Genomic DNA, 23,894 nt, shown 5'->3' on the forward strand with positions numbered 1-23,894 from the left:
TAGCCGTATCCACAGCGTAGGACCAAGCGCAGCACGTTCAAACCCTCAAGTGAGGGTCCAACCGCAAGGGGGAGGGGCTGGAGTCCCCCTTCAGGTTTTGAATGATTTTGAGGGCTACAATGTGGGCTCCTTTATCCACAAGAAGCCAATCCACTGTGGTTACCACCAAAAAGAACAAGGTTGCCTTGCGCAACAAGGGTTTTATTGCAACCGGCCTGCTGATCCTAGCAGGGCTTGCCGCAGCAGGGGCCCTGTTGCTGGGTGTTGCCCTGTCCATGATCTTCCCCAAACTGCCATCCCTGGACAGCCTGACCGACTATCGACCCAAGGTTCCACTGCGTGTGGTCACCAGCGACGGCGTACTGGTTGCTGAGTTCGGTGAAGAACGCCGCCGCCCGGTTAGCATCAGCCAAGTTCCCCTCATCATGCAGCAGGCCATTTTGGCCGCTGAAGACGACCGGTTTTACCAGCACGGCGGCATCGACTTCATGGGCGTGGCCCGTGCCATGGTCACCAACCTCGTGACCGGAGGACGTGCTCAAGGCGCCAGCACCATCACCATGCAGGTGGCGCGCAACTTCTTCCTGACCCGCGAAAAAACCTGGACTCGAAAACTGTACGAGGTGCTGCTCTCCTACAAGATTGAAAGCAAGCTGACCAAAGACCAGATTCTCGAGCTGTACATCAACCAGATTTACCTGGGTCAACGGGCGTATGGCTTTCAAGCCGCTGCACAGGTGTACTACGGCAAACGGCTTCAGGACATCAACGCCGCCGAGGCAGCCATGCTGGCAGGCTTGCCCAAAGCGCCGTCGGCCTACAACCCCATCGTGAACCCCAAACGCGCTCGAGTACGGCAAGAGTACGTGCTGCGCCGCATGCACGACCTGAATTACCTAAATGACGTCCAGTACAAACAAGCGGTGGACTACCAACTGGTGTTGCGCAACCGCAAAAATGGCGACGACCCTGATGCGCCCAGCGATGTGGCCAATGCCGACTACGCAGCCGAAATGGCCCGCCAGGCTGCCGTCGAAATTTTCGGTGAAGATGCATATACATCTGGCGTGACGGTCACCACCACCTTGATTTCTGACGAGCAACGCGCAGCCCGCCGTGCACTGCGCAACACCGTGATGGACTATGAGCTGCGTCAGTATTTCCGTGGTCCAGAGGGCTTTATGGAATTACCGGCCGATCCGGCTCAGGCCGAAGATGTGATTGCCGATGGCATTGGTGACTATCCAGACTACGGCTTCCTGGAAAGTGCCGTGATCCTGTCAGCTGATGCGAAAGAAGTGGTGCTGTCCCAAGGCCATGGCGAAACCATCAAACTGAGTGGCGCCAGCCTGAAACCCGCAGAAAGCTGGCTCAATGAGCGAGCCCCAGCCAACAAACGCTTGAAGCGGGGTGCAGTGGTTCGTTTGCTCAAGCGCAAAGACCAGCCCATCATGTTGACGCAACTGCCGGAAGTAGAGGCCGCTTTCGTATCGGTCAACCCGCACGACGGGGCCATTCGTGCATTGGTTGGCGGCTTTGAATTCTCCCGCAACAAGTTCAACCACGTCACGCAATCCACACGCCAGCCAGGCTCATCGTTCAAGCCTTTTGTGTATTCCGCCTCACTGGAAAAAGGCGTGATGATGACCACCATCGTCAACGATGCACCGATTTTCGTACCGGCCGATGTTCCCGGCGGGCAGGACTGGAGTCCCAAAAACTACGATGGCAAATACGATGGCCCCATGCAGTTGAAAGACGGCCTGGCCAAATCCAAAAACATGGTGTCCATCCGGGTGCTGCAAAAAATCACCCCGCAATATGCGCAAAAGTGGGCCATGAACTTCGGCTTTCCCGAGTCGGCAGTTCCCCCCTACCTCACCATGGCTTTGGGTGCTGTCACTACAAACCCTTTGCAGCTGGCCAATGCCTATGCCGTGTTCGCCAACGGGGGCTATCGCATCAATCCGTATCTCATCGAGAAAATCACCGATGGCAGCGGCCGCGTGGTTGCCCGCGCCAAACCCGCAGTGGCCGGTGAAGAGGCCAACCGCGCCATCGACGAGCGCAATGCTTTTGTGATGAACCGCCTGCTTCGCGGCGTGGTGGAACGTGGCACGGCCACCCGTGCACGCGCACTGAACCGCAACGACATTGTTGGCAAAACCGGTACCACCAACGACAGCCACGACGCTTGGTTTGCAGGCTTCAACAAAGACATCGTGGGAATTGCTTGGGTGGGCTATGACCAGCCCCGCAACCTGGGTGCCCGAGAAACCGGTGGTGGCCTGGCACTGCCCATGTGGATTGATTACATGAAGGTTGCCCTCACCCACTCACCAGAAACCCCGCTGGTGGTACCACCGGGTGTTGAGCAAATCAACGGCGATTACTATTTCAGTGAATTCACGCCGGGCAACGGTGGCATTGCACGGATTGACGCTGCGGGTGGCGAAACCGGTGGTGAAGGTGGTGATGTACCCGGCCTCTTCAACTTCCTGAAAGGCTTGGGCAATGTGTTCAGCGGTGACGGAGCCCCAGCCAAACCCATCGGCAACACCGGTGGTGATGGCACGGTTATTCCTGCGCCAGAGCCTGCTCGCCCCAAAAACCAGCAAAGCCAACAACAGCCGAAAGACGAGATTGAGCGCCTATTCGGCAATCGGTAAACGCTGGGCCAATCAGGCCATGGGCGGGCAGCTCACACCGATCTGCCCGCTCAGCAGTTCCACAAAATGCACCGGGAAGGGCTTGGCGGTTTTGGTATCCAGCCACTGGCCATTGTTGTGCACGTAGTGAAAACCACCAGCGCGGGCGGCGAGCCACAATTCATGGTTGGCCACCTGGCTGTTCAAAATCATCTTGCCATGGGCCTCAAAATCCAGGGTCAGCACATTGCCGGAGCGGCTTGAATCCGCATCCAGATCGAGTGCATCCACCAGAGATTCAATATACTCTTCCACTTGAATGAGCGTGGAATCCACCAAGGCCTGGAACTCAGTATCTGTCATGAAAACATCACCTTTGATTGTTGCGCGTCGCGCCCTCTTGATGCCCGTGTTGGTGCCAATCCTGGCTGCGCTTGCACTAACCGCCTGCGGTCAGCGTGGCCCATTGATGCTGCCCCAACCGCCAGCCCCCCTGCCCAAACCAGCCGGGTACGACAAGGCACAGCAACAACCGGCACCGCAACCGGCACAAACCCCTGCGCAACAATAAACCCACGGGGCCCCATGCCCCGTTACCGTTCGAGATTCTACCGTGACCGACACCACCGTAAACCCCAGTAGCCTGTCTGATCAACTGCAAACAGATTCTTCCGGGCAACTCACCTTCGAAGGCGCAGCCTTGAACAGCCTGGCAGCACAGTTTGGCACACCGCTGTATGTGTACTCTGCACAGGCCATTCGCAGCGCGTACCAAAGCTATGCCAAAGCCTGCGAAGGCCTGGCCGACGTCACCATTTGCTACGCCATCAAAGCCAACTCCAACATCCACATACTGAAGTTGCTCGCCGATGAAGGTGCAGGCTTCGACCTGGTGTCTGCAGGTGAACTTGCGCGCGTGCTGGCCGCTGGTGGCAACCCAGCCAAAGCCGTGTTTGCGGGTGTAGGCAAGTCGGTGGATGAAATTGAATACGCGCTGAAGGCGGGCGTGGGTTGTTTCAACGTGGAGTCAGCCGCCGAGATGGTGCGCATTGGTGAGGTTGCACAGCGTCTTCAAATCAAGGCCAATGTGTCGGTGCGCGTCAATCCCGATGTGGATGCCAAAACCCACCCCTATATTTCCACTGGCCTGAAAGAAAACAAGTTTGGTGTGTCCATGGCGGCTGCGCCGGTTGTCTACGCCCATGCCCATCAACACCCCTGGTTGTCGGTGCACGGCATCGACTGCCACATTGGCTCACAACTGACCGATGCCAGCCCCTACTTCGATGCGCTGGACCGTGTGCTGGCGCTGCTGGACCAATTGGCTGCACAAGGCATTGTGGTCAACCACCTTGACCTGGGAGGCGGTATTGGCATTCGCTACCGCGATGAAACACCTCCGAAACCCGCCGATGTGTTGCCCAAGCTGATTGCCCGGGTCAAGACTTGGGCCACAGCACAAGGCCGCAGCATGCCCAGCTTGTCGTTTGAGCCCGGACGATCCATCGTGGGCAATGCCGGTGTGTTGCTGACCGAAGTCGAGTTCCTCAAAGAAAACGAAGGCAAGCATTTCGCGATTGTGGACGCCGCCATGAACGACCTCATGCGCCCGGCCATGTACGAAGCCTTTCATGGTGTGGTGGCCGTGAAACCCAACCCGACTGCCCAAGCCAACACCTACGACGTGGTGGGCCCCGTGTGTGAGTCAGGCGATTGGCTGGCCCGCAACCGTGAACTGGCGATTGAACAAGGCGATGTGCTCGCCATTCTGTCAGCTGGGGCCTATGGTCAAACCATGGCCTCCAACTACAACAGCCGTGGCCGCGCAGCCGAAGTGTTGGTGGAAAACGGCCAGGCCCGGCTTATTCGCCGGCGGGAGACGATTGAAGACCTGCTGCGCCCCGAGCAGGACGTTTAAGCCACCACAAGCGCAAACCCAGCAACACCCCCAGCACGGCTGCATAGCTCAGCGGCCGTGCAAGCAGGTTTTTATCCATCTTCAACCACGTGAAATGCAGCACGGCCAGGGGCACGGCCAAGTACACCGCGCGGTGCAACACCTTCCACCGGGCAGCGCCCAAACGCTTCACCACGCGTCTCGGTGAAGTGCAGGCCAATACCAACAACAGCGTGAATGCAGCCATGCCCAACATCACATACGGGCGTTTCACCAAGTCGGCCAGCAGCTCACTCCACAGCAGGCTGCGGTCCAGCACCGCATAAATCAGCACGTGCAAGGCCGCATACGCAAAGCCAAACAAGCCCAGGGTGCGCCGCAGGGGCGCCACAAAACCCCAACCGGTCCATTGACGCAACGGCGTCACCGCCAGCGAAGCCAGCAGCAGGATCAAGGCCCAACTGCCGGTTTCATGCTCCAGCGTTTCCACCGGGTTGGCACCCAGTTCAATCGCCAAGGCTTTGGCCATCAGCCAGGCCAAGGGCAGGCTGACCAACACCCAAACCAGGCGGCGCAGCGTTTGGGGTTGTCGCCACTGGTTTAAAACCATTTCTTCAAATCCAGCCCGGCGTACAAACCCTGCACGGCTTCAGCATAGCCATTGAACAACTCTGTTTTTCGGCGGGGTGCAAACAGGCCGCCCAAGGCGCCCTCACCCAAACGCCGCTCGGTGGCCTGGCTCCAGCGGGGGTGGTCCACCATCGGGTTCACATTCGAGAAAAAACCATACTCACGGGGTGCGCTGTCATTCCAGCTGGTCGGCGGTTGCTTCTCGGTCAAGCGTATGCGCACAATCGACTTGATGCTCTTGAAACCATACTTCCAGGGCAGCACCATGCGAATCGGCGCGCCCGACTGGTTGGGCAACACCTTGCCATATTGCCCAAAGGTGAGCAGTGCCAACTCGTGCATGGCTTCGTCCATCCGCAGGCCCTCTTTGTACGGCCAGTCCAGCACCGGCGAGCGCAAACCTGGCATTTGCTGCGGGTCGGCCAGGGTTTCAAAGGCCACAAACTTGGCGCGCGAATTGGGCTCGACCGCCTTCAATAACCGCGACAACGGGTAACCAATCCACGGCACCACCACCGACCAGGCTTCCACACAGCGAAACTTGTAAATCCGCTCTTCCATCGGCGCCAACTTCAACAGATCTTCAATCGCAAAAGTGCGGGGCCTGTTGCACTCGCCCTCCACCACCACGCTCCACGGCCGGGTTTTCAGGCTCAGCGCATGGCGGGCCGGGTCCGACTTATCGGTGCCAAATTCATAGAAGTTGTTGTAGGTGGTCACCAGCGATGAATCCGTCACTTTTTCCAACGTGGCCCACCGGTTGTTTTTGGTCGCGGGCAAATCGGCGCATTCCGCCAAGGCCACAGACCCGGCAATTTTCACTTCAGCACGTGCCACAGTCGCAGCACCCAGGGCACCCACAACTGCCGCACCCACTCGACCGGCAGCAGCCAAGCCTTCCAAGGGCCCAGCCACCGAACCCGCCCCCAGCGCCTGAATCAGTTTGCGCCGTTGATTGAACACCGCTTCCGGCGTCACATCGTTGTCGCGGTATTTGTCCCAATCGGATCGTCGAAAAGCCATGAAAAACCCCCAAGTCTGTTTGTCAGCACTTGGGGGTTAGTCTATTGCATCGGCAATTCGTTCAGCCCATGCAGGCCGGTTTTACAACTCGCCGTAGGAATGCAAACCTGACAGGAACATGTTCACGCCCAAAAAGGCAAACCCAGTCACCAGCAAACCCACCAGTGCCCAGTAGGAGGCCACCACACCGCGCAGGCCCTTGACCAACCGCATGTGCAGCCAGGCAGCATAGTTCAACCACACCACCAAAGCCCAGGTTTCCTTGGGGTCCCATTGCCAATACGCACCCCACGCTTCCGCAGCCCACAAGGCTCCGAGAATCGTCGCCACCGTGAAGAATGCAAAGCCCACGGCGATGGACTTGTACATCACATCATCGAGCACTTCCAGCGAGGGCAAGGCTTCGGCAATCCGCTTGCGCGCCAGCAAAATACCGCCCACCACCACACAACCCACACCAAAGTATGCGGCCCAATAAATGGGCAAACCACCACTGCGGAACACCAGCGGCTCCAGGAACATCAACACGCCCAGTGCCGCAGTGGGCGCCAGTGCTTTGATGCTGGATGCCTGCGCATGCACCTTCAGCAGGTAGGCAAAAGCCACCATGGCCGCCAGCGAAAATGTGCCGTAGCCGATGAAGTTCGCCGGCACGTGGATTTTCATCCACCAGCTTTGAAGGGCTGGCACCAACGGCTGAATGGCATAGGCCTGGCGCTCAACACCATACCAAGCCAAAAAGCCCACCGCCGCCACCACCACCAGCAATACGAAAGCACCCAACTGGCGTGTTTTGTACACCTGCTCGTAATACAGGTAATACAAGCCGGTAATCAGCGAAAACAGCACAAACACTTCATACAGGTTGGACACGGGAATGTGGCCCACATCCGGGCCGATCAGGTAGCTTTCATACCAGCGTACGAACAAGCCGGCAAAACCCATGGCGACCGCGCCCCAGGTGGTGGCTGTACCCACAAACGATGCTGTGGGTGACTTGCCCAGCAAGCCAATCCAGTAAGAAGCTGTCGCAATCACAAACAGCACCCCCATCCACAAAATCGCCGACTGGCTGGACAAGAGGTATTTCAGGAAGAACTTGCGCTCTGCAGCAGCCAACTCACCGCCATAACTGGCGATCGACAGCAACGCCATGGCTGCCACCGCCACCATCAGCACTTTCAGCGAGCTCCAGCGGTAGGCCATGTAGGCCGCCACCGGCACAACGCTCCACAAAATGCCAATTTCGTAATAGTCCATGAAGGCTTTGTATTGCTCTGTGGCGTATCCGGCCGCAGCCACCAACAGCGCTGTAAACAACCAGTCAGTCCAGTGCAGCGGCTTTGAAAACCAGCCTGCCTTGCGCGTTGGCGTTACACCCTGACCATCGACTGTCGGTGCGCGTTCCACCCATGTTGAACTCATGACAACCCTTCTCCCTTCAATCCATGCACCGCTGTGGGTGTATCCGCTTTGGCGCGGGCATTCAATTCGCTGACCATCTGGCCAAATTCTTTTTCAAAGTCGAGCGTGCGGCGTGTGGTCGACATGCCCATCATCACTTTCGAACCCTGCTCTGCCGGTGTGACCCAGAAAAACACCCGGCGTTCACGAATGTAGAACATTGAAAATACGCCGATGACCAAAAACAGACAACCGGCATACACCACCCACTGCCCCGGGGCTTTGGCCACCTGGAAGACACTGGCCTTCACTTCCTTGAACTGATCGAGCTGAAACATCACCGGTGCGCCGTACAGCGACAAGTCCGACAAGGCAATTTGCGCATCCTGCACAAAACGGCCATGCACCTCATTGGGCTCGGCACGCGGCAAACCAGCCCGTTCACGGGACAGTTCGTACACTTCCCACATGGCCCCCTGCAGCAGGCGAATAATCACGTCGCTGGCTTTTTCACGCTCGGCCTCGGGCACAGTCTGCTCAATGAACTGGGCAATGGCGGTCAAGCCTGCCACACCACCTTGCGTGCCCGCAAACCGGTCCAGTGCGCGCTTGGCGCTCTCAGCCACACTGTTGACCAAATCGGCCGACTCACCCCGCTTTCCAAAGGCCTGCTCTGCAAATCGCCGGGCGGCCTCTTTGCGCACACCCTCATTTTGCAAAGCCGCCCGCAAGCGCATAAAACCGTCCAACTGGCCTTGGTCATCCACCGGCAACCGCAGGTATTTGAATGAATCTGCCGGGGTATCGCGCACACCGGTCAGGTAATAACGCCCACCATCCAGCGACACGGGCAACATGTAGTTGTGAAACTCCCGGGCCTGCCCTGATGCATCTCGCAGCTTGTAGGTGATGGCTGGGCCAATGTTGGTCGGCCGTGTGGCCGAGTGGCCTTTCACACCGGGGCCCAACACACTGGCCAGGTTGTCCTTGAAAGGCTTCATGCCATCGCGGGTATCCTTCAGCGCAGCCTCGACGGCCTCTTTGGAATTGTCGGTGGGCATTTGCTCCACATTGATGGCTTTGAATCCCGCAAATTCCATTTTGTACGGCAGGTTCAGCGGCCCCAGGTTGGTGGACGTGCCCACCGTGCCTTCCAGGTCCACCCGGTAATCACGGTCACCGGTCAAGGGAATGCCCTTCAATTGCAGCTGGGTGCCTCCATCGTCAAAACTGGACTGATACACCGTCACGCCTTTGTAAATCAGCGGCTTGTTCACCTCAATGGTGGCATCAAAGCGGGCCTTGGTGGCAGGGTCAAACACCTGCACATCGCTGGCGAACAGCTTGGGCATGCCTGTGCTGTAAAAGTCGATGCGGAACTGCTTCAGCGTGAGTTCAAACGGCAGGTCCTGAATCAACAACCCATGGTCGGTGTTCAACACCGCCACGCGGCTGGTTTCTCCTTCCGGCAACAGCAAGTTGGCCCGGTAGCTGGGGTTGGCTGTGCCCAAACGCGACGCCTCGGGAATGCCCGATGAAATGGCCTCGCCACCCACTGGCTGCTTGCCCAGCGCCCACACCGCCACCTTCAAGGGCACGCCGCTGTCCAACAAACCACCCACGCAAATGACAATAATCGCCATGTGCGTGGCAATGTAACCAAACCGGTTACCACTGCCCGCCTTGGCCGCCACCAGGGTTCCATGGCCGCGTGTATCCAGCTTGACCTTGAAACCCTTGTGGGTCAGCCACTCCGACACAATGCCCGGCAGGGCTTGGGCGCTCTCGGCGAATTGCCCTTCCCAGCGGTGGGCAAATGCCTTCAAGCTGCCCTCGCGCAGGTTTTCGCGGTACACCCGCATCTCGTGGATCATCTTCGGTGTGTTGCGGTACACGCACAGCGAGGTGGACACCACGAGGAATGCCATTACCGCAATAAACCATGGGGCGTTGTAAATCTGGAAAAGGCCCATGGGCTGAAAAAATTCCGCCCAGAATGGCCCAAACTGGTTGACGTAATTCACCCAAGGCTGGTTTTGAGAGACCACCGTGCCAATGGCCGAGGCAATACAAATCAGGGTCAACAGGGAGATGGCAAAGCGCATCGAGCCCAGCAACTCCATCAAGTTCGACCAGAATCCTTGCCTTGTCGGCCGTCGGCTATTCTCGGAAACGTCCACAACCCCGCTCACTCACACTCTCCACACACTGCAAACTTCTGTTGGTTTGGCATGGTCCGGCTGTCTCGCCAGACTCAAAAAAAAGGGGCCTTGCTCAGCCCCTTTTTGACCACCTTGTCATTCAAACGTTCAACGCAAACCGGCAATGTAATCCGACACGGCCTTCATTTCACGGTCCGACAACTTGGTGGCAATCGCAGTCATCTGCTCACTGTTGTGGCGGGTGCCCTCGCGGAAAGCCACCAACTGGCTTTCGGTGTACTGGGCATGCTGACCACCCAGCCGTGGGTACTGGGCAGGAATGCCCGCACCGTTGGGGCTGTGGCAACCGGCACAGGCAGGCACTTTCTTCTCGGCAATGCCGCCGCGGTAAATCTTTTCACCCAAAGCCAGGGTGTCTTTGTTGCGGGCCACACCGGGTTTCATGGTTTGGGCCGACAAATAAGCGGCCACGTTTTTCATGTCTTCGTCGGACAGTTGGGCCGCAAAACCGGCCATCACTGCGTTCTCACGCAGGGCCTTGTCCTGGCCTGGCTGGGCCTTGAAATTGGACAACTGCTTGGCAATGTACTCGGCGTGCTGACCAGCCAGCTTGGGATACAACGCGGCCGAGGCATTGCCATCGGCACCGTGACAGGCTGCACACTGTTGCTCAACAATGGCCTTGCCCTTGTTGGCATCGGGCTTGGCAGCCTTCGCAGGTTCATTGGCCTGAACGGCAGACAGCAGCAAAAAAGAAGCGGCAACCGTGGCGGCAAATCGCGTAATCAACGTCGGCTTGGTCAGCATGTCAAACCCATCAAAAAGTGTTGAAGCGGCAGGAAACCAGCCCTTTTGGGCAAAGTTTTCTACAAACCTCAGATTATAACCACGCAATCTGCGCGTATGCATCTAAAATGATTGCATGACCATCAATTTCCACAACACCCATTTCGAGATTTCCGCCTCGAAAATGAACGAATGCCCGGGCGCCAGCGTTCCGGAAATCGTCTTCGCCGGCCGCTCCAATGCGGGCAAATCCACCGCGATCAACACCCTGTGCAAACAACGCCAACTGGCCTATGCCTCCAAAATGCCGGGGCGCACCCAGTTGCTCAACTTTTTCCATGTGCTGGAACAGGGCGAGGCGATTGCACGCCTGGTCGACCTGCCAGGCTATGGCTTTGCCCAACTGGCTCAAAGCAGCCAAAGCGCCTGGGACCGTGAACTGGGCAGTTACCTGGCCGACCGCATCAGCCTGCGCGGCTGCGTGTTGATTGTGGACGCCCGTCGCGGCCTTCTGGAGTTGGACCACGCGCTCATTCAGTGGGTCAGCCATCGCCAATTGCCGGTGCACATCCTGCTGTCCAAGTCCGACAAATTCAACCGCCAAGAGCAGGTGCTCGCCTTGCGTGCCGCCAACAAAGCGCTGGAGCCCCATCGGGTCAACGGCCATGTCATCACGGTTCAACTGTGGTCGGCACTGAAAAAACAAGGCGTGGACGAATTTGAACGCCAATTGACCCAGTGGATCCGCCCGGTCGATGCTGCCGCAGAACACACCCCAAAGGGAACAACGCCATGACCCAACACCTGCTTCATCGCCCACGGCGGCTGCGTCGCACCGATGCACTGCGGCGCCTGGTGGCTGAACACACGCTGAGCGCCAGCGACTTCATTTACCCCGTGTTTGTACTGCCCGGTCAGCAGCGTCGTGAGGCCGTGGCATCCATGCCAGGGGTCGAACGCCTGTCGCTGGACCTGTTGTTGCACAAAGCCGAAGAATGCCTGCAACTGGGCGTCCCGGTGATGGCCCTGTTTCCAGTCATTGAAACCGAGAAAAAGACCGAAGATGGTCGGGAAGCCACCAACCCCGACGGCCTGGTACCCACTGTCGTGCGGGCCATCAAATCCCGCTTTCCGGAACTGATGCTGCTCACCGATGTGGCGCTCGACCCCTTCACCACCCACGGCCAAGACGGCCTCATCGACAGCACCGGCTATGTGCTGAACGATGAAACCGTGGCCGTGTTGCGCCAACAAGCCCTGGTGCAAGCCGAAGCGGGGGTGGACATTGTTGCCCCCAGCGACATGATGGACGGCCGCATTGGCGCCATTCGCGAAACCCTGGAAGCGCACCGCCTCATCCACACCAGCATCATGGCCTACAGCGCCAAGTACGCCTCGGCTTATTACGGTCCATTCCGCGATGCCGTCGGCTCCAAAGGCAACCTCGGCAAAAGCAACAAAAAGGTGTACCAAATGAACCCGGCCAACAGCGATGAAGCGCTGCTGGAAGTCAGTCTCGACCTCGAGGAAGGAGCCGACATGGTCATGGTTAAACCGGGCCTGCCCTACCTCGACATTGTGCGCCGGGTGAAAGAACAATTTGCACGCCCCACTTTCGCGTACCAAGTCAGCGGCGAATACGCCATGATCAAAGCAGCGGCTCAACATGGTTGGCTAGACGAGCCTGCCGTGGTGCTTGAGACCTTGTTGGCTTTTAAACGGGCTGGGGCCGATGGCATTCTCACTTACTTCGCACTCGACGCTGCGAAGTGGCTGAAACAGGCCTGACACCACCGTGCGCTGGACGCTGTTCACCGCACAGGGGCCCACGCCACTCAGTGAGGCCCCCAGCACCCTGCCACAACCCGGTGTGGATGCAGAGCAGCCATTTTTGTGGCTGGACACCGACCTGGACGAAGAGCTGAGTTGGCTGCCCGCGGTTGAAGCCATCACGGGCCTGCGCATTGACGAACTCCACGTGGAAGACCTCGGCAACCCGCTGCACCCCAGTCACCATGACCGCGGTGAGGGCTACAGCCGTCTAATCCTGCGCACGCTGAGCAACCGGCCCCTGTTCGATGAGGCGCACCGCCTGTCCATCAAAACCCGGCCCAGCTACTTTTTGGTCTTTGACCGCTTGCTGGTCACCCACCGGGCGCGGGACAGTCGCACCTTTCAGTCGGCTGAACACTACCTGACGCAAGTTCGAGAACACCAAACCGGGCTCACTGGTCGAGCTCTACCGGCGGCCGAACAGTTTTTGCAATTCAAAAAACTCCCCAGCAGTCCGGAAGAACTCGCCACCCAGCTCATCAGCAATCTGGTCGACCGCTTCTTGGCGTTTCGGGTTGAGCTGTCGGACCGACTGGAACGCTGGCAGCGGGATTTGCTCAGCCCCCGCAAACGGTTTGAAGATTGGAATGCCTTGCTGGCAGCCCGGGCCGAATTGAACAAGCTGGAGTCCATGGCCGAAGACCACCACGATGCACTGCGCGATTGGTCCGAAGACCTGGAGAAACGTCAAAGCCCCAGCCGGGCCGTGTTGGTGAATTTGGCCGACACCCAAGAACACGTGAAGCGGCTCATCAAACTGGCCGACCGCCTGGGGGCCAACACCGAGGCCGCCGTTCAACTTCATTTTTCGGCGACAGCCCACAAAACCAATGAAATCGTGACGGTGCTGACCATGCTGTCTGCCGTATTCATGCCGCTCACCCTCATCACCGGGCTGTTTGGCATGAATTTCTCCAACATGCCATGGCTGGCAGAGCCCTGGGGGTTCATGGCCTGCATGGGCTTGATGGGCCTGTCCACCATCGCCTCGGTGGTGCTGATTTGGCACATTCGGCGCCAACAACACCTCAAAAAATAAACCAGTTGTTTTACTGCAGTCCGACCAACGGGCGCACGGTGCTCAAGGTGGCCGCAAACTTCTCCGCATTTTGAAAACCGATCACCCGGAATGCATCGGACTGAGCCCCGGCCGGGAAAAACAAAATCGCTGGCGGGCCAAACAACTTGAATTGCTTCATCAATGCCTGGTCAGCCGGCGTGTTGGCGGTCACATCCACCTGCAACAGGCGCACACCGCTCAAGCGTTGCTGCACCGTGGGGTCCACCAAGGTGAACAGTTCAAACTCTTTGCAACTCACACACCAATCGGCATAAAAGTCCAGCATCACCGGCTGCTTGCTTTGCGCAATGGTGGCCAACGCGTTGGCACTGTCCACTCGCTCAAACAGGCTGTGCACAGCGCCGCCCGCTGGCTGGCTTGATGCAGTGACTGTCCGCTGGCCACCCAGCCCTACACCTGCCAAGGGGGTCAGTAAACTTTGGGAACCACTGAACAAACCCACGGCGTAAGCCGATGCAGAAATTGCACTGAGCAAGGCGAATGCTCGGCCCAGCGCCATGGCTGTCAGGCTCATGCTTTGAGCCCGCTCCACACCGCTCCACAACGCAGCCGCCACCAGTGCGCCCAACACAGCCCACAAGGCCATCACCACCGGCACTGGCGTCACGGGTGTGGCTGTCCACACCGCCAAAGCCAGCAGGATAAAACCAAAGGCTGCCGACACCCAACTCATCCACTGGCCCGCTTTGGGCAACACAGTGCCAGCACCCGCAGCAAACAACACCAGTGGCAACCCCATGCCCAGGGCCAGCACAAACAGGGCTGCACCACCCAGCAGAGCATTGCCCGACTGGCCAATGTACAACAGAGCCCCAGCCAAGGGCGGCGCCACACACGGACCGAGCAGCAAGGCAGACAGCATGCCCATCACCAACACGGGCACAAACTGCCCGCCCTGCAAGCGGCCGGTTTTTTCTTGAATCCAACCTTGCAAGCCCGACGGCAACTGCAACGAATAGCCCAACAACAGCGCAACACCCAGGCCCGCCAAAACGGCAGAAAACGACCACAGCACGGGCGGTTGCTGCAAGGCCACCACCAGGCTCTGCCCACTCAGGCCGGCCACCACGCCCAGCACTGCATAGGTCGAGGCCATGCCCACCACATACATCAACGCCAGCAACAAGGGTTTGACTTTACCGGCCGAGGTGGACGCACCACGCCCCACCTGCTGCCCCACCACCAAACTGCTCACAATTGGCAACATGGGCAAAGTACACGGCGTGAAAGCCAGCAGCAAACCCAAGCCGAAGAAGATGGGCAACACCACGGCCGCCGATTGACCGGACAAACGTTGCGCCAAGGAATCGGCCTCATTGGTCGGGTTAACCGGCCCCACATTGGACGGTGACGATCGTGCCATCGCCGATTGTCCATCCGATCCAGGCTCAGCAGCCGTTGATGCCGCACTACCCCCCAACCACGCGCCCAGGGCCTGCTTTCCAGACCCCAAGGCTTTGCCCAACAACCCCCCGCTGGCCAGCGTTAATTCGGTGGGCTGAGGTGGATAGCACAGCCCCGCATCGGCACACCCCTGGCTGATCAACTTCCCCAACGACTGAGGTGTTTGTCCGCTCGGCAATCCTGCCGTAGCCATGGAATACCGAAGCTGAAGATTCAACTCACCGCGCAAGGCTTCAATGTTTTCCTTCAAAAATTCATCGAATTTTTGATCACCCCGAGGCAAATCAACGAAGGCCAGTTCCTGAACACCCGCAGCGGGCTCTAACCTGAAGCGTTCCCGGTACAGGTAATAGCCCTGCGCAACTTCAATTCGCACATCCATGAGGCAGTTTTGACTACAACTCGGGTCTAGCGCACTGACAGTCACTTTAAAGGCCTGTTCTGGCGGCAGGAAATCATCGGCGGCCAGGGCGTTCCCCCCAAACCCCAACAGGCAGAGTATCGCAACCGGCAGCCATGCCACTGTTGCCTTCAACCACTGGCCACGCATCCACACTGCCTGCATATCAAACACCTCGAATCCAATCCAAGTAAGGCGCATGCCCGTCATCCGCCTTCACAAACAACAATTCCGGCAATTCATACGGGTGCAAATCGGTCCAAACCATTTTCATGGCATGCCGCTGCGCATCGGTGCACTTCACCATCAACAACACCTCGGGTGTTGTCTCCAGTTGACCTTGCCACACATAGACCGACCTTGCACCGGGCAGCAGGGTCACACACCGCGCCAACTGTTCCTGCACCAGACGGTGTGCCAAGGTCTGAGCATCCGCCTCATTTCCAACCGTGGTGTAGGCCAGCCAAACTGCCGCACTGTCCATCGGTTCAGCATCACTCATGAACAACACCCCTCTCAGGACACTTTGGCAAAGCGTCGTTCACTCAATTGCACAGCACCCCACATGCCCAATCCGGTATAGACCAACATACCCAACAAAAGTGCCGGCATGGCCGAAAATCGATGATCATGCAAAGCCCGCATGCAATCCACCACCAGGGACAGCGGCAAGCACTGCGCCAACCACTGAAGCCACTCTGGAAACTGACGTCTCGGGAAAAATGCACCCGATAAAAATGTCTGCGGCGTAATAAACAAGGTGAAATAGAACATGAAGAAGTCGTAGCTGGGTGCACGGGCATTCACGCACAAACCCAGTGCGGCATACATCACGCAGGCCAGCGCCAGCAAACACCAGCCCACCAACCAAAACAGGCCATCCCCCACACCCAGCAAAGCCAGCACCACCATCATGCACGCCGTGCTGATGCAGCCTTTGGCCGCCGCCCAAAAGCACTCCCCCAGCACCACTTCGCGCAAACGCACGGGGGTGTTCATGATGGACTGCCAGGTCTTCTGAACCTGCATTCTGGAAAATGCTGAATACAGCGCCTCAAAGGTGGGCGCATTCATTGCGCTGATGCACACTGCACCCACTGCCAAGTATTGCAAATAGGGTTGTCCCTCCACTGTATTGACCAACGAACCCACGCCCAACCCGAAAGCCATGAGTGCCATGACCGGGTCAATCACGTTGGCCATCAGCGACGCAGCAGCCAACTTGCGCCACACCAGGGCATTGCGTCGCCACACCTGCACAATCGCCGAGGCATTCACACCAAACCAACGCTCTAGCATGTCACTCCTCCCCACCCTCGTTGAACTGCCTATCCAGCGCGCGGCCTGTCAAACGGAAAAATACATCTTCCAGATTGCCCGGCCTGAACAAGCACTCCACCTCCGCAGGACGTTCCACCCGAATGCGCTCCAAAGCCCGGCTGGCTGTCTCATTGCGCAAAAACACCATCTCGCCCCGGTGCTCCTGCTCAGTTGCGGCAACACCCAAGCGGTCATTCAAATAGGCTGCAGCACCAGCACCCCACACTTCCAGAACCTGGGTGCCCACATGGGTTTCAATCAATGCCCGAGGCGTGTCCAAGGCCACCACGACACCACCGTTTAACACAGCCACACGGTCTGCCAAACGCTCGGCTTCATCCATGTCATGGGTGGTCAACAAGATCGCCATCCCTTGGCGTTTGAGGGCCAACAAGCCGTCCCACATGCCATGTTTTGCGGTGGGGTCCAGGCCCGTGGTGGGCTCGTCCAGAAACAGCATCTGCGGACCATTGACGAGCGAACGCGCCAGCATCAGTCGGCGTCGCATGCCACCCGACAATGCACTCACTGCATCATCTCGCCGGTCGCTCAAGCGCGCAAAACCCAATAGCTCAATGGCACGCTCACGAAGCACGGCACCTTGCAATGAGAAATACCGACCATACACCTGCAGGTTTTCAATCACGGTGAAGTCCGGGTCCAGGGAGTCGTATTGCGGCACCACGCCGACCTGGGCACGTGCCAAATGCCCCTGAGCCCCCATGTCATACCCCAACAGCTGAACCCGACCTGCCGTCGCAACACTCAAGCCCAGGGCCAGTGACACGGTGGTGGATTTGCCAGCGCCATTGGGACCCAACAGCGCCACACATTCACCACGGTGCACTGCCAGGTTTAGCCCCTTGAGCACTTCCCGGGCACCATACCGCTTGACCACATTGTCCAGTTGCAACACCGGCGGTTGTGCCATGCTATTCATCCATTCAAACATCCATAAAAAATGCCGTGTTGGCTTAACGCTAACACGGCATTCTCATTTTACGGCCTCGCATCACCCCATTTCATTCATCCAGCATGCGCCGCTGGGAATACATCGGAATGTGCCCGGCCCGTAACCGGCAATCGGCTTACGCCTGCTCTTCGGCCACTTCAACCATTTCGGCAGTCTCAGGACGATCCACCAGTTCTACCAAAGCCATCGGCGCGTTGTCGCCCTTGCGGAAACCGAACTTCAGTACGCGCATGTAACCGCCAGGGCGGGTTGCGTAGCGAGGGCCAATTTCCTCAAACAACTTGATCACCATTTCACGGTCGCGCAGACGGGAAAACGCCAAACGCTTGTTGGCCAGCGTGGGGGTCTTACCCAGCGTGATCAGGGGCTCAGCAACCTTGCGCAATTCTTTGGCCTTGGGCAGGGTTGTTTTGATGACTTCGTGCTTGAGCAGAGCATTGGTCAGGTTTCTGAACATGGCCAAACGGTGGCTGCTTGTGCGGTTCAGCTTACGCAATCCGTGACGGTGACGCATTTTTAATATCCTTCAATCAAACAAACGCTAAGCTCAGGGCTTATCGAGACCGGCGGGTGGCCAGTTTTCAAGTTTCATTCCGAGTGTCAGACCACGGGCGGCCAACACCTCCTTGATTTCATTCAGAGACTTGCGACCCAGGTTGGGGGTCTTCAACAGCTCGTTTTCAGTGCGCTGAATCAAGTCACCGATGTAGTAAATGTTTTCAGCTTTCAAGCAGTTGGCTGAACGAACAGTCAGTTCTAGATCATCCACAGGGCGCAGCAGGATTGGATCAACCTGCGGAGCGCGGGATACAGCCTCTGGCTCTGCTGTGTTTTCCAATGCGGCAAAAACAGACAACTGCTCAACCAGAATGCGTGCTGCCAAACGAATGGCTTCTTCAGGCGACAGCACACCGTTGGTATCGATGAACATCACCAAACGATCCAAATCCGTACGTTGTTCAACACGAGCGCTTTCAACCGAGTACGACACCCGCTTCACAGGGCTGAATGAGGCATCCAATACGATGCGACCAATTGCCTTGCTGGGTTCATCTGGAAAACGACGGACTGTCCCAGGAACATAACCACGGCCTTTTTCGACCTTGATCTGCATGTCCAACTTGCCACCTTGCGACAGGTGGGCAATCACGTGATCAGGGTTCAACACCTGCACATCGTGTGGCAACTCAATATCACCGGCAGTTACCACACCTTCCACTTCGCGCTTCAAGGTCACGGTCACCACATCACGCGATTCCAACTTGAATACAATGCCTTTCAAGTTCAGCAGCAAGTCAACGACGTCTTCCTGCACACCATCCAAGGTGGAGTATTCATGGACCACACCCGCAATCGACACTTCCGTGGGGGCATAACCAATCATCGACGACAGTAGAACGCGACGCAGCGCGTTGCCCAGAGTGTGGCCGTAACCACGCTCAAAGGGCTCCATCACAATCTTGGCGGCGCTGTGGCCAACCGACTCCACTTCAACAATGCGAGGCTTCAGCAAACTAGCATTAAACATTCAGAATCCTTGTCAATACCCTCGGCTCGTTACACCGATAAGGCTGGGGACTGTTAACGAACAGATTAGAGACTCAATCAGCGTGAATACAATTCAACGATGAGGCTTTCATTGATTTCCTGAGACAGGTCAGCACGATCCGGCAATGCCTTCAGTGAGCCTTCCAGTTTCTTGGAATCAACCGACAACCAGATGGGGAAACCGTTGGATTCAGCCAGACCCACGGATTCAATAATCCGCGATTGGGTCTTGGACTTGTCGCGCACGGCAACCACGTCGTTCACCTTCACAACGTAAGACGGAATGTTCACGGGCTTGCCGTTCACCAAAATCGCCTTGTGGCTAACCAGCTGACGTGCTTCAGCCCGGGTGGAGCCAAAGCCCATGCGGTAAACCACGTTGTCCAGACGGCTTTCCAACAATTGCAGCAGCGTTTCACCCGTGTTGCCCTTGCGGCGAGAAGCCTCTGCGAAGTAACGGCGGAACTGACGCTCCAGAATGCCGTACATGCGCTTCACTTTTTGCTTTTCACGCAACTGTTGACCGTAGTCAGAGGTACGCGCACCGGAAGTACGGCCATGCTGACCAGGTTTCGAATCGAGTTTGCACTTGGAATCCAGCGCACGGCGTGCGCTCTTCAAACCAAGATCGGTGCCTTCACGGCGAGACAACTTACACTTTGGACCAGTATATTTAGCCACTTGAAAACCTCTTTCATTACGCGACGGTAAAGTCGCCTCAGTCCGCCTGCGCGAACAATGGTCTTAAAAAATCAGATGCGTCGACGCTTGGGAGGACGGCATCCGTTGTGCGGGATTGGGGTGATGTCAGAAATGCTCGTCACCTTGATGCCCAATGCGTTCAGTGCACGAACGCTGGACTCACGGCCTGGGCCTGGTCCTTTGATCAGCACTTCAACAGTCTTAATGCCGCATTCCTGCGCGGCCTTGCCAGCCACTTCCGCAGCCACCTGTGCAGCAAACGGGGTTGACTTGCGTGAACCCTTAAAGCCCTGAGCACCCGATGTGGACCAAGCCAAGGCGTTGCCTTGACGGTCTGTGATGGTGATGATGGTGTTGTTGAACGAAGCGTGTACGTGCGCGATACCGTCAGAGATGTTCTTCTTGACTTTCTTGCGAGCACGGGTGTTTGCGGTACCTTTGGCCATTTGGCAAGTCTTCCTTTAAATCCAGATTATTTCTTCAGGGCGATACCGGCGCGCTTCGGACCCTTGCGAGTGCGAGCGTTGGTACGCGTACGCTGACCACGAACAGGCAAGCCCTTGCGGTGACGGAAACCACGATAGCAGCCCAGGTCCATCAGTCGCTTGATGTTCATGGTGATTTCGCGGCGCAGGTCACCTTCAGTCAGGTACTTGGCCACTTCATCACGCAGCTTTTCCAGATCCGTATCGTCCAGATCCTTCACCTTTTTGTTTTCGGCGATGGAAGTCACTGCACAAATCTTCTTGGCTGTCGAACGACCAATGCCATAAATCGCAGTCAGACCGATCACGGTGTGCTGGTGGCTTGGAATGTTAATACCGGCAATACGAGCCATGGAAATCCCCTTTTATTAACCTTGACGCTGCTTGTGGCGCGCGTCAGAACAAATCACACGGACCACGCCTTTGCGCTTGATCACTTTGCACTTTCTACAAATTTTCTTAACAGAAGCCTGAACTTTCATGGCGAACTCCAAAAAGAACCAAATTACTTGGCTCGAAATACAATTCGTGCCCTGGACAAGTCGTACGGCGTGAGTTCCACCGTCACTTTGTCACCCGGAAGAATACGAATGTAATTCATTCGCATTTTTCCGGAAATATGACCGAGCACCACGTGACCATTTTCCAACTTGACCCGGAAAGTGGCGTTGGGCAGGTTTTCAACCACCTCACCCTGCATTTGGATAACGTCGTCTTTAGACAATCCTTACCTCGTCAAACCGGAGCCCTTGAAACTGGACTTCTTCAAGAGACTTTCATATTGCTGAGACATCACGTAGGCCTGAACCTGTGCCATGAAATCCATCGCAACGACCACAATAATCAGCAGCGATGTGCCACCGAAGTAAAAAGGAACTTTGAAGCCCAGAACCAGAAATTCTGGCAACAAACACACCAAAGTGATGTAAGCGGCACCAACCAGGGTCAGGCGCATCAACACGCGATCGATGTAACGAGAAGTCTGCTCACCAGGGCGAATGCCAGGAAGAAAGGCACCACTCTTTTTCAAATTGTCAGCAGTCTCACGGCTATTGAACACGAGTGCCGTGTAAAAAAAACAGAAAAACACGATCGCGCTGGCGTACAACAACATGTACAGCGGGTGGCCAGGGGACAGTGTTTGCGATACTTCCTTCAGGAATCCAACAACCGCGCCACTGCCGGATCCAAACCAGCTGGTCAGCGTGGCTGGCAATAAAATGATGCTCGAGGCAAAGATCGGCGGAATCACGCCAGCCATGTTCAACTTCAGCGGCAAATGAGAGGTTTGACCCGCATATACCCGATTTCCCACCTGTCGCTTTGCGTAGTTCACGGTAATTTTTCGCTGACCGCGTTCGACGAACACCACCAGATAGGTCACCAACACCGCCAAAACACATACCAGCACGGCGACCAGTGAGCTCATGGCTCCAGTCCGAACCAACTCGAACAATCCACCCAACGCACCGGGCATGCCTGCAGCGATACCGGCAAAAATCAAAATCGAAATTCCGTTACCCAATCCACGCTCGGTGATTTGCTCGCCCAGCCACATCAAGAACATGGTACCGGTCACCAGCGAAACGGCCGTCGTGAACCGGAAAGCCAAACCGGGATCGATTACCAAACCTTTCTGTGACTCCAAGGCAACCGAGATGCCGATTGCCTGAAAAGTGGCCAAAAAGAAGGTGCCGTACCGCGTGTACTGCGTTATCTTTCGCCGACCAGCCTCACCCTCTTTCTTCAAAGTCTCAAGCTGTGGGACCACCACCGACGCCAGCTGCATCACGATCGACGCAGAGATGTAGGGCATGATTCCCAAAGCAAACACCGTGAAGCGGGACAACGCCCCCCCCGAGAACATGTTGAACATGCCGAGGATGCCACCTTGCTGAGTATTGAACAGCTGCTTGAGCTGCACTGGATCAATACCCGGTACCGGCACATGCGCACCGATCCGGTAAACGATCAAGGCGAGCAGCAAAAACACCAAACGCTTACGCAAATCGGTGAATTTGCCAGAGGAAGCCAGAGCTGATGGGTTCAAAGCCACGCGTGTCTCTCTTTAAGCGTTCACTGTTCCACCGGCCGCCTGAATGGCTGCCAATGCACCCTTGGTGGCTTTGATACCGCTCAAAGTAACAGCACGCTTGATTTCGCCAGCCAAAATGACCTTCACCGACTGCGTACCAGCAGGAACGAGGCCAGCTTGCAGCAACGTTAGCAAATCGATTTGGTCAACAGCCAACACATCCAAATCCGTCAAACGAACTTGTGCATTGAACTGTGCAGTGCGAGAAGTAAAGCCACGTTTGGGAAGACGACGATGCATGGGCATCTGACCGCCTTCAAATCCCACTTTGTGGAAACCACCACTGCGGGATTTTTGACCTTTGTGACCACGGCCTGCTGTTTTTCCCCAGCCGGAACCGATACCACGGCCCACACGCTTCTTGGGAAATTTACTGCCTGGTGCTGGAGCAATTGTATTGAGTTCCATTACGCAGCCTCTACTTTCAACAGGTACGACACCTTGTTAATCATTCCACGAACCTCGGGCGTATCAACCAAGATACGACTGTGGTTCAAACGACGCAGACCCAGACCGCGAACGGTGGCACGATGGTCTTCTTTGGTGCCGATAATGCTTTTAACCAGCGTTACCTTGACTTGTGCACTCATGATTAGGCCTCAAACAATTTTTCAACTGAAAGACCGCGCTTGGCAGCGATTTCAGCAGGTGTTTGCAGCTTGGACAGAGCGTCCAGTGTTGCACGCACCAGGTTGTAGGGGTTTGAAGAACCGTGGCTCTTCGCAACAATGTTACGAACGCCAACCACTTCCAAAACAGCGCGCATCGGGCCACCAGCGATCAAACCGGTACCTTCCTGTGCGGGCGCCAAAAACACCTTGGATGCGCCGTGGCGACCTTCAACGGTGTGATGAATAGTGCCGTCACGAAGGGACACCTGCTCCATCTGGCGACGCGCTTGTTCCATGGCCTTCTGAACAGACACCGGCACCTCACGGGACTTGCCCTTGCCCATGCCAACACGGCCATCACCATCACCGACCACCGTCAGCGCTGCGAAACCGAGAATACGACCGCCCTTGACCACTTTGGTCACGCGGTTCACGGCAATCATTTTTTCCTTCAGGCCGTCATCACGGGCCTCTGGAGCCGCATTTTTACCTTGCATTCTTGCCATGATAACCCCTTAGAATTTCAAGCCAGCTTCACGAGCGGCGTCTGCCAACTCTTTCACACGACCATGGTAAGCAAAACCCGACCGGTCAAAAGCAACCGCGGAAATGCCCTTGGCGAGTGCCCGCTTGGCAATTTCCGCACCAACAGCAGCTGCAGCGGCTTTGTTGCCGCCGGTTTTACCCGCCATTGCGGCACGCACTTCTTTGTCCACAGTCGATGCAGAGGCCAACACCTCACCACCGTCTGCAGAATGAATCGCAGCGTAGATGTGAGAATTGGTACGATAGACGCACAGACGGGTTGCACGCGCCAAGGCAATGCGCTTCCGGGTCTGTTTTGCACGACGCAGACGTGCTTCTCTCTTAGTTTCCATGATGGTCCTCTATG

28 protein-coding genes are annotated in these 23,894 nt (G+C 56.9%); 6 read left to right on the forward strand and 22 right to left on the reverse strand.

Features of this window, described 5'->3' with window-relative positions:
- Positions 1-119: 119 nt before the first annotated feature.
- Entirely contained in the window at positions 120-2,669 is a 2,550-nt protein-coding gene (locus NQT62_RS02520) for a penicillin-binding protein 1A (protein WP_370569115.1), read from the forward strand.
- 12 nt (positions 2,670-2,681) lie between these two features.
- On the opposite strand, the gene cyaY is transcribed toward NQT62_RS02520, so the two are convergent.
- Positions 2,682-3,011, reverse strand: a complete 330-nt coding sequence (gene cyaY, locus NQT62_RS02525) for an iron donor protein CyaY (protein WP_256762996.1) — start codon at positions 3,009-3,011, stop codon at positions 2,682-2,684.
- On the opposite strand from cyaY, the gene lptM reads away from it, so the two are divergent.
- Positions 3,010-3,219 (forward strand): LPS translocon maturation chaperone LptM, encoded by a 210-nt coding sequence (lptM, locus tag NQT62_RS02530; protein WP_256762997.1) that lies wholly within the window; start codon positions 3,010-3,012, stop codon positions 3,217-3,219. The two genes, cyaY and lptM, sit on opposite strands and share 2 nt — an antisense overlap.
- Before the next feature lie 42 nt (positions 3,220-3,261).
- On the forward strand, positions 3,262-4,566 hold the full coding sequence (gene lysA, locus NQT62_RS02535; protein WP_370569116.1) for a diaminopimelate decarboxylase: 1,305 nt from the start codon (positions 3,262-3,264) through the stop codon (positions 4,564-4,566).
- Here the strand turns inward: lysA and msrQ are convergent.
- The 5 genes from msrQ to NQT62_RS02560 form a co-directional block, all read right to left on the reverse strand.
- On the reverse strand, positions 4,511-5,155 hold the full coding sequence (msrQ, locus tag NQT62_RS02540; protein ID WP_256762998.1) for a protein-methionine-sulfoxide reductase heme-binding subunit MsrQ: 645 nt from the start codon (positions 5,153-5,155) through the stop codon (positions 4,511-4,513). The genes lysA and msrQ overlap by 56 nt on opposite strands.
- Positions 5,146-6,198, reverse strand: coding sequence for a protein-methionine-sulfoxide reductase catalytic subunit MsrP (gene msrP / locus NQT62_RS02545; protein WP_256762999.1), 1,053 nt, complete (start codon positions 6,196-6,198; stop codon positions 5,146-5,148). Before msrP ends, msrQ begins: the two co-directional genes overlap by 10 nt.
- A gap of 81 nt (positions 6,199-6,279) precedes the next feature.
- Positions 6,280-7,623, reverse strand: a complete 1,344-nt coding sequence (gene ccsB / locus NQT62_RS02550; protein WP_256763001.1) for a c-type cytochrome biogenesis protein CcsB — start codon at positions 7,621-7,623, stop codon at positions 6,280-6,282.
- The gene (locus tag NQT62_RS02555) at positions 7,620-9,725 is read right to left on the reverse strand and encodes a cytochrome c biogenesis protein ResB (protein WP_256763524.1); all 2,106 of its coding nucleotides are present in this window, start codon (positions 9,723-9,725) and stop codon (positions 7,620-7,622) included. Before NQT62_RS02555 ends, ccsB begins: the two co-directional genes overlap by 4 nt.
- Before the next feature lie 186 nt (positions 9,726-9,911).
- Entirely contained in the window at positions 9,912-10,571 is a 660-nt protein-coding gene (locus tag NQT62_RS02560; protein ID WP_256763002.1) for a c-type cytochrome, read from the reverse strand.
- A gap of 115 nt (positions 10,572-10,686) precedes the next feature.
- Here NQT62_RS02560 and yihA point away from each other — a divergent pair, with 115 nt between their 5' ends.
- The 3 genes from yihA to NQT62_RS02575 are packed head-to-tail and all read left to right on the forward strand — an operon-like array spanning position 10,687 to position 13,422.
- Entirely contained in the window at positions 10,687-11,346 is a 660-nt protein-coding gene (gene yihA / locus NQT62_RS02565) for a ribosome biogenesis GTP-binding protein YihA/YsxC (protein WP_256763003.1), read from the forward strand.
- Positions 11,343-12,338, forward strand: a complete 996-nt coding sequence (gene hemB, locus NQT62_RS02570; protein WP_256763004.1) for a porphobilinogen synthase — start codon at positions 11,343-11,345, stop codon at positions 12,336-12,338. Before yihA ends, hemB begins: the two co-directional genes overlap by 4 nt.
- Before the next feature lie 7 nt (positions 12,339-12,345).
- Positions 12,346-13,422 (forward strand): magnesium transporter CorA family protein, encoded by a 1,077-nt coding sequence (locus tag NQT62_RS02575; protein WP_256763005.1) that lies wholly within the window; start codon positions 12,346-12,348, stop codon positions 13,420-13,422.
- Between the two features lie 10 nt (positions 13,423-13,432).
- Here the strand turns inward: NQT62_RS02575 and dsbD are convergent, their stop codons facing one another.
- The 16 genes from dsbD to rplR all read right to left on the reverse strand — a co-directional run bounded on the left by dsbD (position 13,433) and on the right by rplR (position 23,880).
- Complete coding sequence (gene dsbD / locus NQT62_RS02580; RefSeq protein ID WP_256763006.1) at positions 13,433-15,469, reverse strand: protein-disulfide reductase DsbD; 2,037 nt, start codon at positions 15,467-15,469, stop codon at positions 13,433-13,435.
- Positions 15,435-15,770, reverse strand: coding sequence for a divalent-cation tolerance protein CutA (gene cutA / locus NQT62_RS02585; protein ID WP_256763007.1), 336 nt, complete (start codon positions 15,768-15,770; stop codon positions 15,435-15,437). Before cutA ends, dsbD begins: the two co-directional genes overlap by 35 nt.
- A 14-nt stretch (positions 15,771-15,784) precedes the next feature.
- Positions 15,785-16,567 (reverse strand): ABC transporter permease, encoded by a 783-nt coding sequence (locus tag NQT62_RS02590; RefSeq protein ID WP_256763008.1) that lies wholly within the window; start codon positions 16,565-16,567, stop codon positions 15,785-15,787.
- A 1-nt stretch (position 16,568) separates the two neighbouring features.
- Positions 16,569-17,519, reverse strand: a complete 951-nt coding sequence (locus NQT62_RS02595) for an ATP-binding cassette domain-containing protein (protein ID WP_256763009.1) — start codon at positions 17,517-17,519, stop codon at positions 16,569-16,571.
- A 157-nt stretch (positions 17,520-17,676) separates the two neighbouring features.
- Positions 17,677-18,075, reverse strand: a complete 399-nt coding sequence (rplQ, locus tag NQT62_RS02600; RefSeq protein ID WP_256763011.1) for a 50S ribosomal protein L17 — start codon at positions 18,073-18,075, stop codon at positions 17,677-17,679.
- Positions 18,076-18,108: 33 nt separating this feature from the next.
- On the reverse strand, positions 18,109-19,089 hold the full coding sequence (locus NQT62_RS02605; RefSeq protein WP_256763012.1) for a DNA-directed RNA polymerase subunit alpha: 981 nt from the start codon (positions 19,087-19,089) through the stop codon (positions 18,109-18,111).
- 77 nt (positions 19,090-19,166) lie between these two features.
- Positions 19,167-19,790, reverse strand: coding sequence for a 30S ribosomal protein S4 (rpsD, locus tag NQT62_RS02610; protein ID WP_256763013.1), 624 nt, complete (start codon positions 19,788-19,790; stop codon positions 19,167-19,169).
- 71 nt (positions 19,791-19,861) lie between these two features.
- A complete protein-coding gene (rpsK, locus tag NQT62_RS02615) occupies positions 19,862-20,257 on the reverse strand; it encodes a 30S ribosomal protein S11 (protein WP_256763014.1) in 396 nt (131 codons plus the stop codon).
- Positions 20,258-20,283: 26 nt separating this feature from the next.
- Positions 20,284-20,649: a 30S ribosomal protein S13 gene (gene rpsM, locus NQT62_RS02620; protein ID WP_256763015.1), complete on the reverse strand. Its 366-nt coding sequence runs from the start codon at positions 20,647-20,649 to the stop codon at positions 20,284-20,286.
- A 15-nt stretch (positions 20,650-20,664) separates the two neighbouring features.
- Positions 20,665-20,778 (reverse strand): 50S ribosomal protein L36, encoded by a 114-nt coding sequence (rpmJ, locus tag NQT62_RS02625; protein WP_256763017.1) that lies wholly within the window; start codon positions 20,776-20,778, stop codon positions 20,665-20,667.
- 23 nt (positions 20,779-20,801) lie between these two features.
- Complete coding sequence (gene infA, locus NQT62_RS02630; protein WP_008249415.1) at positions 20,802-21,020, reverse strand: translation initiation factor IF-1; 219 nt, start codon at positions 21,018-21,020, stop codon at positions 20,802-20,804.
- Between the two features lie 3 nt (positions 21,021-21,023).
- On the reverse strand, positions 21,024-22,346 hold the full coding sequence (gene secY, locus NQT62_RS02635) for a preprotein translocase subunit SecY (RefSeq protein WP_306173549.1): 1,323 nt from the start codon (positions 22,344-22,346) through the stop codon (positions 21,024-21,026).
- Between the two features lie 18 nt (positions 22,347-22,364).
- Entirely contained in the window at positions 22,365-22,799 is a 435-nt protein-coding gene (gene rplO, locus NQT62_RS02640) for a 50S ribosomal protein L15 (RefSeq protein ID WP_256763020.1), read from the reverse strand.
- The gene (gene rpmD / locus NQT62_RS02645) at positions 22,799-22,981 is read right to left on the reverse strand and encodes a 50S ribosomal protein L30 (RefSeq protein WP_306173512.1); all 183 of its coding nucleotides are present in this window, start codon (positions 22,979-22,981) and stop codon (positions 22,799-22,801) included. Before rpmD ends, rplO begins: the two co-directional genes overlap by 1 nt.
- Positions 22,982-22,983: 2 nt before the next feature.
- Positions 22,984-23,508 (reverse strand): 30S ribosomal protein S5, encoded by a 525-nt coding sequence (gene rpsE, locus NQT62_RS02650; RefSeq protein ID WP_370569117.1) that lies wholly within the window; start codon positions 23,506-23,508, stop codon positions 22,984-22,986.
- Between the two features lie 9 nt (positions 23,509-23,517).
- Positions 23,518-23,880: a 50S ribosomal protein L18 gene (rplR, locus tag NQT62_RS02655; protein ID WP_256763021.1), complete on the reverse strand. Its 363-nt coding sequence runs from the start codon at positions 23,878-23,880 to the stop codon at positions 23,518-23,520.
- Between the last annotated feature and the right edge of the window lie 14 nt (positions 23,881-23,894).

The sequence above is a fragment of the Limnobacter humi genome, assembly GCF_024518835.1.
Classification (GTDB): domain Bacteria; phylum Pseudomonadota; class Gammaproteobacteria; order Burkholderiales; family Burkholderiaceae_B; genus Limnobacter; species Limnobacter humi.

What these genes read in the sequence shown, in the direction of transcription:
- NQT62_RS02605 (WP_256763012.1), bottom strand. Translation starts at nt 19,089, where the DNA reads ATGTTTAATGCTAGTTTGCTGAAGCCTCGCATTGTTGAAGTGGAGTCG.
- NQT62_RS02595 (WP_256763009.1), bottom strand. Translation starts at nt 17,519, where the DNA reads ATGGCACAACCGCCGGTGTTGCAACTGGACAATGTGGTCAAGCGGTAT.
- yihA (WP_256763003.1), top strand. Translation starts at nt 10,687, where the DNA reads ATGACCATCAATTTCCACAACACCCATTTCGAGATTTCCGCCTCGAAA.
- ccsB (WP_256763001.1), bottom strand. Translation starts at nt 7,623, where the DNA reads ATGAGTTCAACATGGGTGGAACGCGCACCGACAGTCGATGGTCAGGGT.
- cutA (WP_256763007.1), bottom strand. Translation starts at nt 15,770, where the DNA reads ATGAGTGATGCTGAACCGATGGACAGTGCGGCAGTTTGGCTGGCCTAC.
- cyaY (WP_256762996.1), bottom strand. Translation starts at nt 3,011, where the DNA reads ATGACAGATACTGAGTTCCAGGCCTTGGTGGATTCCACGCTCATTCAA.
- rpsM (WP_256763015.1), bottom strand. Translation starts at nt 20,649, where the DNA reads ATGGCTCGTATTGCCGGTATTAACATTCCAAGCCACCAGCACACCGTG.
- lptM (WP_256762997.1), top strand. Translation starts at nt 3,010, where the DNA reads ATGAAAACATCACCTTTGATTGTTGCGCGTCGCGCCCTCTTGATGCCC.
- NQT62_RS02590 (WP_256763008.1), bottom strand. Translation starts at nt 16,567, where the DNA reads ATGCTAGAGCGTTGGTTTGGTGTGAATGCCTCGGCGATTGTGCAGGTG.
- rpsE (WP_370569117.1), bottom strand. Translation starts at nt 23,508, where the DNA reads ATGGCAAGAATGCAAGGTAAAAATGCGGCTCCAGAGGCCCGTGATGAC.
- rplQ (WP_256763011.1), bottom strand. Translation starts at nt 18,075, where the DNA reads ATGCGTCACCGTCACGGATTGCGTAAGCTGAACCGCACAAGCAGCCAC.
- NQT62_RS02560 (WP_256763002.1), bottom strand. Translation starts at nt 10,571, where the DNA reads ATGCTGACCAAGCCGACGTTGATTACGCGATTTGCCGCCACGGTTGCC.
- rpmD (WP_306173512.1), bottom strand. Translation starts at nt 22,981, where the DNA reads ATGAGTGCACAAGTCAAGGTAACGCTGGTTAAAAGCATTATCGGCACC.
- rpsK (WP_256763014.1), bottom strand. Translation starts at nt 20,257, where the DNA reads ATGGCCAAAGGTACCGCAAACACCCGTGCTCGCAAGAAAGTCAAGAAG.
- rplO (WP_256763020.1), bottom strand. Translation starts at nt 22,799, where the DNA reads ATGGAACTCAATACAATTGCTCCAGCACCAGGCAGTAAATTTCCCAAG.
- NQT62_RS02555 (WP_256763524.1), bottom strand. Translation starts at nt 9,725, where the DNA reads ATGGAGTTGCTGGGCTCGATGCGCTTTGCCATCTCCCTGTTGACCCTG.
- msrQ (WP_256762998.1), bottom strand. Translation starts at nt 5,155, where the DNA reads ATGGTTTTAAACCAGTGGCGACAACCCCAAACGCTGCGCCGCCTGGTT.
- NQT62_RS02520 (WP_370569115.1), top strand. Translation starts at nt 120, where the DNA reads ATGTGGGCTCCTTTATCCACAAGAAGCCAATCCACTGTGGTTACCACC.
- rpmJ (WP_256763017.1), bottom strand. Translation starts at nt 20,778, where the DNA reads ATGAAAGTTCAGGCTTCTGTTAAGAAAATTTGTAGAAAGTGCAAAGTG.
- dsbD (WP_256763006.1), bottom strand. Translation starts at nt 15,469, where the DNA reads ATGCGCCTTACTTGGATTGGATTCGAGGTGTTTGATATGCAGGCAGTG.
- msrP (WP_256762999.1), bottom strand. Translation starts at nt 6,198, where the DNA reads ATGGCTTTTCGACGATCCGATTGGGACAAATACCGCGACAACGATGTG.
- hemB (WP_256763004.1), top strand. Translation starts at nt 11,343, where the DNA reads ATGACCCAACACCTGCTTCATCGCCCACGGCGGCTGCGTCGCACCGAT.
- rplR (WP_256763021.1), bottom strand. Translation starts at nt 23,880, where the DNA reads ATGGAAACTAAGAGAGAAGCACGTCTGCGTCGTGCAAAACAGACCCGG.